Source organism: Agrobacterium sp. CGMCC 11546, from assembly GCF_013365515.1.
GTDB classification, from domain to species: Bacteria; Pseudomonadota; Alphaproteobacteria; order Rhizobiales; family Rhizobiaceae; genus Agrobacterium; species Agrobacterium fabrum.
This window is the reverse complement of sequence record NZ_CP047387.1, coordinates 1342824-1355033: the sequence shown is the minus strand read 5'-3', so window position 1 is coordinate 1355033 and position 12210 is coordinate 1342824. Positions and strand designations below refer to the sequence as shown.

Genomic DNA, 12210 nt, shown 5'->3' with positions numbered 1-12210 from the left:
ATCCTATGCCACGATTGTGTCAGGGGTTCGCAACAGGAGGATTGCGCTGCCGGCCTTGCGATGGCAAGTCTCGCAGCCACGAATGAACGGTTAGCCAAGGCATGTCCACAGCTCATTTCACGTTTTGTACTCTTTTCAGCCTCACTGTTGCGGCCATGCCGGTTGCGGCCCCGGCTGCTGACGGGCCGCTGCGGCCTTTCAAGGATGAGCTGTTTTCCGCCCAGACGGTGGTTTCCACCGGCGATGGCGGCGCATCCGAAGTCATCGACTATCAGGAAATGCGCGACATCAACGGCCGCGACGAGGTGCCGGAGCGCCGGGTGAAGCGGCAATACTTGGATATGGCGCCAAAGAAGGCGCAGGCCCTGGAAACCGTGTCCGTCGAGGGCAGGGCGCTTGAGGTGGGCCGTGTCGGGCCGGCAAGCGGACAGGCCTTCACCGTCATCTTCATCCACGGACGCGGCGGCGACCGGCGGCTCGGCATGAACGACTATACGTTCGGCGGCAATTTCAACCGGCTGAAAAATCTCGCCATCGCCAATGGCGGGACCTATTACGCGCCGAGTGTTCGCTCCTTCGACGAAAACGGCGTCGCCGATGTCGCGGCGCTGATTGCCGATGCGGCGCAGAAGTCGGGTGGGAAGCCGGTGGTGCTGACCTGCGCGTCTATGGGAAGTTTCATCTGTTATGGCATCAGCCGCGACAAGGCGGCCGTCGCCAATCTCAAGGGCATGGCGATCCTTGGCGGTGCGGTCGATCCCGATTTTCCGAAAAGCGCCTTTGCCAAAGCGAAGAAGCCGGTCTGGTTCACCCATGGCAGCGCCGACAAGGTCTATTCGGCGGATCAGCAGGCGACGATCTTCCGCTCGTTACTCAAGGCCGGCGAGCCGGCGCGGTTTACGCGTTACGAGACAGGCAGCCATGGTACACCGGTGCGCATGACCGACTGGCGGGTGGTATTGAACTGGATTTTGAGCCGCTGAGGCCTCTGTTTTGGATCAGCAACGGCAAAATTGCGAAATCCGCCGTTGTTTTGAACCTTTAGGCCGCTTTTTTGTACCATTTGCGGCCAGCTGCGGTTAAAGGAATAACCCGGGATTTCCGGCAGGGTTTCTGTCGTGATTAAGGGCCGCGTGCGGCCGAGGGATGGGGGTGCCGCCAAAAGCGGGCCAGAGACAAAGGGAATGGGATACCTATGACGCCGAATGTTCGACCGCTTGTTGCCGGAAACTGGAAGATGAACGGCACCCGTGCCTCGCTCGATCAGATCAAGGCCATGGCAGAGGGCGTTAAGGGCGCGCTGTCCGAGAAGGTGGATGCGCTGATCTGCCCGCCCTCGACATTGCTCTACGTAGCAACGGCGCTCTGCGATGATAGCCCGCTGCTGATCGGCGCGCAGGATTGCCACCAGAATGACACCGGCGCCCATACCGGCGATATTTCCGCCGAGATGATTGCCGATTGCTTCGGCACCCATGTCATCGTTGGCCATTCCGAGCGCCGCACCGACCACGCCGAGACCGATCACCTGGTTCGCGCCAAGGCATCCGCTGCCCATCAGGTCGACCTTATCGCCATCGTCTGCATCGGCGAGACGGCGGATGAGCGCAAGGCGGGCCAGACATTGGATATTCTCAAGCGCCAGTTGGCCGGCTCCCTGCCGGATGAAGCGACTGCTGAAAACACCGTCATCGCCTATGAGCCTGTGTGGGCGATTGGCACTGGCCTTACCCCGACCACGCAGGACGTGCGTGAGGCCCATGCCTTCATGCGCGACGAGCTGGTCAAGCGCTTCGGTGACGCCGGCAAGACCATGCGCATTCTCTATGGTGGCTCTGTAAAGCCCGCCAATGCGCTGGAACTGATGGGCGTCGAGAATGTCGATGGCGCGCTGATCGGCGGCGCCAGCTTGAAAGCCGCAGACTTCCTTTCCATCTATGCGGCATATGAGCAACTGACGGCCTGAGACCAGCTTTCCTGTCACAGCGGCTGGAAAGGGGCTTGGAATAAACCTTCGCCTCATGTAAAGAGCCGCGAAACCTTCTTTGTAGTGCTCCGCGCGGGGCATGGAATGGATTGTCATGCAGACCGTTTTGATTGTTATTCACCTCATGATCGTGCTGGCGCTCGTCGGCGTGGTCCTGATCCAGCGTTCCGAAGGCGGCGGCCTCGGTATCGGCGGCGGTTCGGGCTTCATGTCCGCGCGCGGAACGGCCAATGCGTTGACCCGCACAACGGGTATCCTCGCCGCGCTGTTCTTTCTGACGTCGCTCGGCCTTGGTCTTATGACCCGTTACGAATCGCGTCCAACCGATATTCTGAACCGTATTCCGGCCACGCAAGGCCAGGGCAACGGCATTCTCGACACGCTCGGCCCGGCACAGACGCCGGCAGCGCCGGCTCCGGCTGGAAATGGCGTTCCGACCAATAGTGGTGCAGCCGCACCGGCGCAGACGGCTCCGGCACAGGCCACACCGGCTCCGGCCGCTTCCGGCACGGCCGCTCCGGCCCCGGCGCAGCCCGCCGATCCGAACGCCGTTCCGACCGGTCAATAAGCCCGGTTCTGATTTAACGCTCCGGCAGGCCAAAAGCCTGCCGGTTTTCTTTTGTTCGCATTCCGGCTCGCCCCATCGCAGATTCGTCAACAGCGAATTTTCGAAACAATGAAATTTGGGCTGGCGGAATCAGAGGTAAAAAGGTATCCGGTGAATCCCATGGCGCGATATGTATTCATCACAGGCGGCGTGGTCTCCTCTCTCGGTAAGGGCATCGCAGCTGCGGCACTCGGAGCTTTGCTGCAATCCCGTGGTTATCGGGTGCGGCTTCGCAAACTCGACCCCTATCTGAACGTTGATCCCGGCACCATGAGCCCGACACAGCACGGCGAAGTGTTCGTGACGGATGACGGTGCCGAGACGGACCTCGACCTTGGCCACTATGAACGCTTTACCGGGCGTTCGGCCACCAAGACCGACAACATCACCACCGGTCGCATTTACAAGAACATCATCGACAAGGAACGCCGCGGCGACTATCTCGGCGCGACCGTTCAGGTCATTCCGCATGTTACCAACGAGATCAAGGATTTCGTGACCGAAGGCAATGACGATTACGACTTCGTCATCTGCGAAATCGGCGGCACGGTGGGTGATATCGAGGCGATGCCGTTCATGGAGGCGATCCGCCAGCTCGGCAACGACCTGCCGCGTGGCACTGCAATCTATGTTCACCTGACGCTGATGCCTTACATTCCGGCGGCCGGCGAACTGAAGACAAAGCCGACCCAGCATTCCGTGAAGGAACTGCAGGCGCTTGGCATTCATCCCGATATCCTGCTGGTGCGCGCCGACCGGGAAATCCCGGAAGCGGAACGCCGCAAGCTCTCGCTGTTCTGCAACGTGCGTCCGTCCGCCGTCATTCAGGCGCTGGATGTTGCCAACATCTATGACGTTCCGATCGCCTACCACAATGAAGGTCTCGATTCGGAAGTGCTGGCCGCCTTCGGCATCGAACCGGCGCCGAAGCCGCGTCTGGAACAGTGGGAAGAGGTCTGCAACCGCATCCGCACGCCGGAAGGCGAGGTAACGATTGCGATCGTCGGCAAATATACCGGCCTCAAGGATGCCTACAAGTCGCTGATCGAGGCGCTGCATCACGGTGGCTTTGCCAACCGCGTCAAGGTTAAGCTGGAGTGGATCGAGTCGGAAGTCTTCGAAAAGGAAGATCCGACGCCCTATCTCGAAAAGGTCAACGGCATTCTGGTGCCGGGCGGTTTCGGCGAGCGCGGTTCCGAAGGCAAGATCATGGCGGCTCAGTTCGCCCGTGAGCGCAACGTGCCCTATTTCGGTATCTGCTTCGGCATGCAGATGGCGGTCGTGGAAGCGGCCCGACATCTCGCCGGCATCGAAAATGCCTCGTCCACCGAATTCGGTCCCACGGCGGAACCCGTCGTTGGCCTGATGACCGAATGGGTGAAGGGCAACGAGCTGGAGAAGCGCTCCACCAAGGGCGATCTCGGCGGCACCATGCGTCTCGGCGCCTACAAGGCGGCGCTGAAGAAAGACACCAAGATCGCCGAAATCTATGGCACAACTGATATTTCCGAGCGCCACCGCCACCGCTACGAGGTGAATGTGGACTACAAGGACCGGCTGGAAGAGTGCGGCCTGGTCTTCTCGGGCATGTCTCCCGATGGTGTCCTGCCGGAAACGGTGGAATATCCCGATCATCCGTGGTTCATCGGCGTCCAGTACCACCCCGAACTCAAGAGCCGCCCGCTCGACCCGCATCCGCTTTTCGCCAGCTTCGTCGAAGCGGCGGTGGAGCAGAGCCGGCTGGTTTGACGGTTTGAAAGATACAAAAAGGGCCGCGTTTGCGGTCCTTTTTTGTTTGGCGAACCAGACTTTCCGTCCTGCAATCATGGTTTGCCGGGATCGGGATTGCCGGGCTGCATCAAGCGAGAAATTTGTGTTTTCGCAGCCATGCTTCAAACCATTGCGGCCATTCCTGTGTCGCGGTTCCGGGCTTGCCCATGCCAAAGCCATGGCCACCGGAGGCGATTGGATGAAATTCGACATTCACCCCCGCCTTCTCGCAGGCCTGCTGCATGATGAGGCTATTGGCTGGATTGGAAATCCGGTCGTCATCCGCCTGCGTGATGAAGACGGGCGGGCAATCCTTGCTCACATGGTTTTCCACCGACCATTCTCGCGTCGCCTCGTCTGTGGGGTGAGTGCCGATAAGCGATCTGCGGGTGGACGTATGGTCATAAGGTGCTACAAGCGTGATGACCGGATAGATCAGGGCTGCGACATCCGGCCGGGCTGATTGCCTGTCGATGTCATCGACCGCCGTGTAGGATGCAAACGCCGGGCGGGTCGCTGCCAGTCCCATCAAGTGGCCGCCTGCGGAAAAGCCAAGTGCGCCTATCCGTCGCGGATCGAGCTGCCAATCCGAACTGCGTGCACGTATCAGACGAAATGCGCGCTGTGCGTCCTGAAGTGGTGCCAGCGGCCCGGCAGTCCATCCCTCGGTCGGAAGGCGATAGGTGAGGACAAAAGCGCAAATGCCTCTGGCGGCAAGCCAGCGTGCGGCGGGATAGGACTCCTTGCCTTCCTCGACGCGTTTATACCCGCCGCCGCCTGCAATGAGCATTGCAGACCCGTTTGGCCTGGTGGGTGCAAACACCTCAAGGCCCGGTATGGCGATGTTGGTGACAGCGCCTTTTTTGCTGATGTTCCGGGAACCGCTTGGACCGTGGCCGCCGGGAGGCAGGCCGGGCCAGAGGGAAATTCGGGGTCGATCGCCGTCGGCAAGCAGATGCGGGGCTTTCATCACAGTGGCGAGGAGCGCGCCACCCAGAAGCAGGCTGCGGCGGCAGATCATGATATCACCCTCGTGCTTGGTCGTGGCATTTCCTGCGGAAGAACAGTGTATGAGGAAGATGTAAAAACACCAAATGAGGTCAATGCCGGTGCATCTCGATGTTCCGGCCCTACTCCGGTCTCATTACCTAGCTGTCAATCGGGCAAACAAAAACGGGCCCGAAGGCCCGTTCCCAATTCCCAGAAACTCCAAACCGGCTTACTTCGGGCCGATCATGTTTTCGGGGCGCACAAACTGGTCGAATTCCTCGTTGGTGAGGTATCCGCCGCCGACGGTTTCTTCGCGCAGGGTCGTGCCGTTCTTGTGTGCGGTCTTGGCGATCTTGGCGCAGATGTCATAGCCGAGCTTGCCGTTCAGTGCCGTCACCAGCATCAGCGAGTTTTCGACGCCCTTCCTGATATTGTCTTCGCGGGCCTCGATGCCGACGACGCAATTGTCGGTGAAGGAGACGGCCGCATCGCCCAGAAGCTGGACCGACTGCAGGAAGTTGTAGGCCATCATCGGGTTATAGACGTTGAGTTCGAAGTGGCCCTGCGAACCGGCAAACGAGAGCGCTGCATTGTTGCCGAAAATGTGGGCGCAGACCTGCGTCAGTGCTTCCGACTGGGTGGGGTTGACCTTGCCCGGCATGATCGACGAGCCGGGTTCATTTTCCGGCAGCGACAATTCGCCGAGACCGGCGCGCGGGCCGGAGCCGAGGAAGCGGATGTCATTGGCGATCTTGAACAGTGCTGCTGCGGCAGCATTGATCGCGCCATGGGAGAAGACCATGGAATCATGCGAGGCAAGCGCTTCGAACTTGTTCGGCGCGGTAACGAAAGAAAGGCCGGTAATCTTGGAGATTTCCTCGGCGACCTTTTCGGCGAAACCAACAGGGGCATTGAGGCCCGTGCCGACGGCCGTGCCGCCCTGGGCGAGCTTCGACAGTGCGGGCAGGGTGAGTTCGATATTGGCGATAGCCGAAGCAACCTGAGCGGCATAACCGGAAAATTCCTGGCCGAGCGTCAGCGGTGTCGCATCCTGGGTGTGGGTGCGGCCGATCTTGATGATCTTTTCGAACTGCTTGACCTTGGCTTCCAGCGCCGTGTGCAGGTGCTTGAGGGCCGGCAACAGGTGGTGAACGATCTCTTCCACGCAGGCGATGTGCATCGCCGTCGGGTAGGTGTCGTTCGAGGACTGGCTCATATTGACGTGGTCATTCGGGTGAACAGGCTTCTTGGTGCCCATTTCGCCGCCGAGCATTTCGATCGCGCGGTTGGAAATCACCTCGTTGGCATTCATGTTGGACTGGGTGCCGGAGCCGGTCTGCCAGACGACGAGCGGGAAATGCTCGGTCAGCTTGCCGTCGATGACTTCCTGCGCGGCGGCGATGATGGCATCTCCCACCTTGGGGTCGAGACCTGCCAGCGCCATGTTGGCGCGGGCAGCGGCCTGCTTGACGATGCCGAGGGCACGAACGACAGAGGCGGGCTGCTTTTCCCAGCCGATCTTGAAGTTGCCGAGCGAGCGCTGCGCCTGCGCGCCCCAGTAGCGATCGGCCTGAACTTCAATAGGGCCAAATGTATCGGTTTCTGTCCGTGTGGCTGTCATCAATCTTGCCTTTTTACTCGTTTTCCTCCGCCAAAACGGCACTTCGCCCGCCTTGCGCGGCCGATATATAGAATCATCGCGCCGGCAATGAAAGCGCTGCAATGCGGCAGAGGCAGATATTTCCCACGACCTTAAGCGATTTCGACCTCGTCAGGGTGATGGCGTGAAAAACGGCGCGGCGTGTCATTTTTACTACGGCTTGAAATGCCTTGAAGACCGGGCTTTCCGTGATGCGAAAAGGCAGTGGCGGGCCACGGCAAAGTGAATGAAATAAATGGAAATTTAACCATTCTCGCCAATTCTGGAAATTACGTTTTTATGGCTTTGGCTGTATCATGAGGTTCATTTCGGCACGGTTGTGGGCTTTAGGCGTTTTCTTTTCAACGGGCCGTCTATCGGCTAGACAGGCATGAAACTGATGCCCGCCGTTTTCGGGCGGTGCTGGGTGCTACGAGGATCAAATTGCAAGTCACATCTGGAAAATCATCGGCAGCACTGGTGCTGGCTCTCGGTCTTTCCGTTTCCACCGCTCTTCCCGGCAGCGCCGGCGCGGTGACGCTGATGGACCTCCTGCGCGGCGGCCCGGGCAAGATCGCGCGTGATCGCGGTGAACTGCCGCCGGCCGGCATCGTTACCTCGCCATCCGGTTCCGGATCAAGCGCCGGACAAAGTGCGGATGCCTCCGATCCCGAGCCTCTGCCGCGCGTTTCCGGCCCGCGTTATTACGATTACAAGGCGGATGCGGCTCGTGTGGTAAACACGGCGAATTTCGGCGAAGGCCTTGCCAACCTGAAGTTCAGCGCCACGCCTGAGATCGGCAAGGCACTGGAGGCCTATTACGGCGCGGGCGGCAAGACGCTGTGGGTTTCCGGCGGTGAACTGACCGAGCGCGCCAACGCCGTCCTCGCTTTCTTCGAGACTGTTGGCGAGAGCGGCCTCGATCCGGCCGATTACAGCATTTCCGCACCGGCAAGGGATGTGACCGCCAGCATCAGCAACAATGCTGCCGGAACGACTGCGACCGGCACGCCGGTCGAAACGGCCTCCGTATCGACCTCGGATTCTTATCAGCGGGCCCAGATGCAGTTCGAACTGGCGCTGTCGGCCAAGGTTCTGGCCTATGTGCAGGATACGACGCGTGGCCGCGTCGATCCGAACCGGTTGTCTGGCTACCATGATTTCAAGCGCAAGACGGTCAACCTTGCGCCGGTGCTGAAGCTTGCAGGTCTGAGCCCCGACGTCGCCGCCTATCTGCGCAGCCGTGAACCATCGAGCGCCGAATATCTGGCGTTGAAGGCGGAACTTGCCCGCCTGCGCGGCGAGGGCGATGCGGCTCACACCGTTCGCGTTCCCGCTGATCTGGTGCTGAAGCCCGGCAATAGCAGCGCCGATATGGCCAGTGTCGTCAAGGCGATCGAGCATCGCGCGTCGCCGGCCTTCAAGGCCGAACACGCGGCGATCATGTCTGCTTACCAGCAGACGCCGGATTATACGCCTGATCTCGTCGATCTGGTGAAGGCGTTCCAGAGCGAAAACGGCCTGAAGCCGGATGGCGTGATCGGCCGTGCGACCGTGCGCGCCATGGTCGGCGAAAGCAACGATGCCAAGATTGCCAAGGTGCAGGTGGCCATGGAGCAGGTCCGCTGGCTGCCGGCAGATCTCGGCCAGCGTTACGTCTTCATCAACCAGCCCGCTTTCATGGCCTATTATCACAATGACGGCGTGGAACAGTTCGGCATGAAGGTGGTTGTCGGTTCCAAGGCGAACCAGACCTATTTCTTCCAGGACGAAATCCAGACCGTCGAGTTCAATCCCTATTGGGGCGTGCCGCAGTCGATCATCGTCAACGAGATGCTGCCGAAGCTGCGCCGCGACCCGTCCTATCTCGACCGGTTGGGTTACGAAGTACAGGTTGGCGGCCGTGCGGTCTCATCCAGCAGCGTCAATTGGTACGGCTCCACCAACGCCGTTTCCGTGCGCCAGCCGCCGAGCAGCGACAATGCGCTGGGCGACCTGAAGATACTGTTCCCGAACGCGCATGCGATCTACATGCATGACACGCCGGCCAAGAGCTTCTTCAACCGCGACATGCGGGCGTTGAGCCACGGCTGTATCCGTCTGGTCGATCCGCGCCGCATGGCTGCTGCCGTTCTTGGCTCCAGCGTCGACAAGGTCAATGAGCAGATTGCAGCGGGCAAGAACCGCGCAGTGCAGGTGCCGGAGAAGGTTCCGGTCTATGTCGCCTATTTCACGGCCTGGCCGGACAAGGACGGTAAGGTGCAGTTCTTCGACGACGTCTATGACCGCGACAGCTATGTGCAGAAGGCATTCGCCGTGACGACAAAGGCGCGGGCCGCGTCGATTTGATGGAAATTAGACTTAGAGAAAAAAGCGCCGGAAACGGCGCTTTTTTGTTCGACCGATTACGGTTCCGGGGTTTGTGGCTTGGAGAGTTCGAACGCTAGTTCGTCATCGCTATCGAGCAGGTTGGCGAGCCTCAGCGCTTCTTCCAGCGGCGATTTGCGGACGAGCAGTTCATAAAAGAATAGATGCACGAAGAGCGGTGTCGCCGCACCGTCTGGATAACCGGCTGATGCCACATAGGCTTTTACGCCGCCCTCGATGAAGGCTTTGGTGAAAGCCTCGGAACCGGTGCAGCAGGCCGTGCTGAAAACCACGGTGTCCCGCAGATCGACGTTTCCGAGAAATGCTTCGGCGGGCATGCTGCCGTGTCGCAATTCCATCCGGGTCACTTCAGGGTCGAATTCGCCGACCACCAGCCCCTTCTCATCGCCGTGACCGCTGATGATGAGATAGGGCGGTGGGTTTTCGGGTTGTTTCAGACACACCAGAATATCTTCGGGCGTGCCGGGAAGGTGCAACCGGACCGATGCGCCAAGGCTTTCCAATACGGCTCTCAGAAGCAGGGCTTCGCCAGTATCGCCAACGGCGATAATACTGACAGCGGTGCGGGGGAAGAAGAAATTATGATCGACCATGGCGAAGCTGTGAATATCACCGCGGTCTAGGCTGCCGCGTCGCGCGCCCTTAGCAGTCGGGCCACCAGATCGGGCGTCAGAGCGGCGAAATCATCAATCACGACATCCGGCTCAAGTTCTACCATCGGCACATCCGTATAACCGAAGGTCACGCCGATTGATGGTACTGCTGCATTCCTGGCGGCGAGAATATCGTTGATGCTGTCGCCCACCATGATGGAGCGCTGCACGTCGCCGCCGGCCTTTTCGATGGTGCCGAGAATATGGCGGGCATCGGGCTTGCGGAAGGCGAAGGTGTCGCCGCAGGTAATCGCCGCGAAATAACGCGTCAGGCCGAGTTTTTCGAGCAGCGGCACAGCGAGGATTTCGGTCTTGTTGGTGCAGACGGCAAGCGTGATGCCGGCTTGCGAGAGCGCGTCCAGCGTCTCGATGATGCCCGGATAGGGGCGGCTTTCGCCGGGCATTTCAGCGCGGTAATGGGTGATGAAGCGTTCGTAAAGGGGATCGATATCGGCTTCCGGCAATTCCGTCTCGCGCAATGCGAAGGCGCGCTTGATCATCACCCGCGCGCCCTGGCCGACGAGGTGGGTCAGATCGTCATAGGTGACGGGGGCAAGCCCGGCTGCGGCGATGGTGTGGTTGAGGCTGGAGACCAGATCGGCGGCGGTATCGACGAGCGTGCCGTCAAGATCGAAAATAGCGAGCGGGGAGAGCGGGCGGGATGTCACGGAAACGGGCCTCTTGGGGAATGCGGGTGCTGAACGATCGGCGCTTTCATTGACGCCAAGCCTAGGCAAACGGGCCTGTCTTTGCAACCGCGTCATAACGTTCTGTTCGTTGCCTTGAAAAAGGCTTTCGTTTGGCTTTCGACCCGTGTAAACAGCACGGCGACGACAAAGCTACCGGAGTTTCAGGCACATGGATGCCCGCCAGATGAAGATCAAGGCCGCCGAGGCCGCATTGTCCCATGTGCAGGACGGCATGCGGCTGGGTATCGGCACCGGTTCGACGGCCGAGGAATTCGTCCGTCTTCTGGCGGAGAAGGTTGCGGCCGGCCTGAAGGTCGAGGGCGTTCCCACATCCGAGCGTACCGCACGTCTGTGCGTCGAGCTTGGCGTGCCGCTGAAATCCCTCGATGAATTGCCGGAACTGGATCTGACCATTGACGGCGCCGACGAAGTTGATCATGCACTACGTCTCGTCAAGGGCGGCGGCGGCGCGTTGCTGCGCGAAAAGATCGTGGCGGCAGCATCCGGCCGCATGATCGTGATCGCCGACCAGAGCAAGGTCGTCGAGACGCTTGGCGCCTTTCCGCTTCCCATCGAGATCAATCCCTTCGGTCAGGTGGCGACACGCATCGCCATTGAAAAACTGGCGGCTCGGTCGGGTCTTTCGGGCGAACTGACGATGCGTTCTTCCGGCGACGGCGCCTTCATGACGGATGGCGGACACCTGATCCTCGACGCATCTTTTGGCCGTATTCCTGATGCAGAAGCACTGGCACGCGAGCTGAACACTATCCCCGGTGTTGTTGAGCACGGACTTTTCATAAATTTGGCATCGCTTGCCATCATCGCGGGCCCTGAAGGCGCCCGCGTGATGCAGGCAGTATAACAGGAGCGAGATTTTCATGATCAAACTAGCGGGACTGGGCAAAGCTGCCGCTGCTTCGATCCTCATTTCCGGCATCGTGTTCGGTACTGCCGCACGCGCGCAGGAAATTTCCGAAGCGCACATCGCTGCCGCACGCAAGGCAATCGCCTCTCTTGGCGTTACCGACCGTTTCGACGACATTCTGCCGGGTCTGGCCGAGCGCCTGAAGGGCGAACTCATTCAGGCCTCGCCGAATGTGCAGGACGCCATCACCACGACGGTTGATGCCAAGGCGCTCGAGCTTGCACCGCGCCGCGCCGATCTGGAACGCGAAGCGGCACTCACCTATGCGCGCGCCTTCAGCGTTGACGAGCTGAATGCCATTTCCGCCTTCTACAGCAGCGAAGCTGGCAAGAAGCTCCTCAAGGATGGCCCGATCGCCACGCGCGAACTGATGAAGGCTGCCGACATCTGGGCCGCCGGCATCAACCGCGATCTCAACACCGCCAGCATGACTGAACTGCAGAAGGTTGCCGGCGCCGATCTGAAGCCGCTTCCGGCTGATCATAACGCTACCGGCGGCGCGCCCGCGCCCAAGCCGTAAGGCGACCTTCAAAGGTTCAGAAATATTCAAAGCCCGGTC

The 12210-nt window shown here is 60.2% G+C and carries 11 protein-coding genes; 7 read left to right on the top strand and 4 right to left on the bottom strand.

The features are described from left to right. Positions 1 to 101: 101 nt before the first annotated feature. The 4 genes from GSF67_RS06810 (at position 102) to GSF67_RS06795 (ending at position 4343) form a co-directional block, all read left to right on the top strand. The gene (locus tag GSF67_RS06810; RefSeq protein ID WP_006315427.1) at positions 102 to 983 is read left to right on the top strand and encodes an alpha/beta fold hydrolase; all 882 of its coding nucleotides are present in this window, start codon (positions 102 to 104) and stop codon (positions 981 to 983) included. A 212-nt stretch (positions 984 to 1195) separates the two neighbouring features. After that, positions 1196 to 1966 (top strand): triose-phosphate isomerase, encoded by a 771-nt coding sequence (tpiA, locus tag GSF67_RS06805; protein ID WP_006315428.1) that lies wholly within the window; start codon positions 1196 to 1198, stop codon positions 1964 to 1966. Positions 1967 to 2081: 115 nt separating this feature from the next. Beyond that, positions 2082 to 2555, top strand: coding sequence for a preprotein translocase subunit SecG (secG, locus tag GSF67_RS06800; protein ID WP_010971746.1), 474 nt, complete (start codon positions 2082 to 2084; stop codon positions 2553 to 2555). Positions 2556 to 2705: 150 nt separating this feature from the next. Next, complete coding sequence (locus tag GSF67_RS06795) at positions 2706 to 4343, top strand: CTP synthase (RefSeq protein WP_006315432.1); 1638 nt, start codon at positions 2706 to 2708, stop codon at positions 4341 to 4343. Between the two features lie 109 nt (positions 4344 to 4452). Here GSF67_RS06795 and GSF67_RS06790 read toward each other — a convergent pair whose 3' ends face one another. Then, positions 4453 to 5385: an alpha/beta hydrolase gene (locus GSF67_RS06790; protein WP_006315434.1), complete on the bottom strand. Its 933-nt coding sequence runs from the start codon at positions 5383 to 5385 to the stop codon at positions 4453 to 4455. Between the two features lie 198 nt (positions 5386 to 5583). Further along, positions 5584 to 6975 carry a class II fumarate hydratase gene (gene fumC, locus GSF67_RS06785; protein ID WP_006315436.1) on the bottom strand — a complete coding sequence of 464 codons (1392 nt, stop codon included), beginning with the start codon at positions 6973 to 6975 and terminating at the stop codon, positions 5584 to 5586. 498 nt (positions 6976 to 7473) lie between these two features. Between fumC and GSF67_RS06780 the strand changes: the two genes are divergently transcribed. Continuing rightward, on the top strand, positions 7474 to 9342 hold the full coding sequence (locus GSF67_RS06780) for a murein L,D-transpeptidase (RefSeq protein WP_035216378.1): 1869 nt from the start codon (positions 7474 to 7476) through the stop codon (positions 9340 to 9342). Positions 9343 to 9398: 56 nt separating this feature from the next. Here GSF67_RS06780 and GSF67_RS06775 read toward each other — a convergent pair whose 3' ends face one another. Next, entirely contained in the window at positions 9399 to 9974 is a 576-nt protein-coding gene (locus tag GSF67_RS06775; protein ID WP_006315443.1) for a hypothetical protein, read from the bottom strand. Positions 9975 to 10000: 26 nt separating this feature from the next. Continuing rightward, the gene (locus GSF67_RS06770; protein ID WP_035216405.1) at positions 10001 to 10702 is read right to left on the bottom strand and encodes an HAD family hydrolase; all 702 of its coding nucleotides are present in this window, start codon (positions 10700 to 10702) and stop codon (positions 10001 to 10003) included. A gap of 190 nt (positions 10703 to 10892) precedes the next feature. On the opposite strand from GSF67_RS06770, the gene rpiA reads away from it, so the two are divergent. Together rpiA and GSF67_RS06760 are read left to right on the top strand one after the other, a co-directional pair. After that, entirely contained in the window at positions 10893 to 11588 is a 696-nt protein-coding gene (rpiA, locus tag GSF67_RS06765) for a ribose-5-phosphate isomerase RpiA (RefSeq protein WP_006315449.1), read from the top strand. A 16-nt stretch (positions 11589 to 11604) separates the two neighbouring features. Further along, positions 11605 to 12171, top strand: a complete 567-nt coding sequence (locus GSF67_RS06760) for a DUF2059 domain-containing protein (protein WP_006315450.1) — start codon at positions 11605 to 11607, stop codon at positions 12169 to 12171. Positions 12172 to 12210: the final 39 nt, after the last annotated feature.

Coding starts and splice junctions, on each gene's coding strand:
- GSF67_RS06790 (WP_006315434.1), bottom strand. CDS start 5,385: ATGATCTGCCGCCGCAGCCTGCTTCTGGGTGGCGCGCTCCTCGCCACT.
- rpiA (WP_006315449.1), top strand. CDS start 10,893: ATGGATGCCCGCCAGATGAAGATCAAGGCCGCCGAGGCCGCATTGTCC.
- secG (WP_010971746.1), top strand. CDS start 2,082: ATGCAGACCGTTTTGATTGTTATTCACCTCATGATCGTGCTGGCGCTC.
- GSF67_RS06775 (WP_006315443.1), bottom strand. CDS start 9,974: ATGGTCGATCATAATTTCTTCTTCCCCCGCACCGCTGTCAGTATTATC.
- fumC (WP_006315436.1), bottom strand. CDS start 6,975: ATGACAGCCACACGGACAGAAACCGATACATTTGGCCCTATTGAAGTT.
- GSF67_RS06760 (WP_006315450.1), top strand. CDS start 11,605: ATGATCAAACTAGCGGGACTGGGCAAAGCTGCCGCTGCTTCGATCCTC.
- tpiA (WP_006315428.1), top strand. CDS start 1,196: ATGACGCCGAATGTTCGACCGCTTGTTGCCGGAAACTGGAAGATGAAC.
- GSF67_RS06810 (WP_006315427.1), top strand. CDS start 102: ATGTCCACAGCTCATTTCACGTTTTGTACTCTTTTCAGCCTCACTGTT.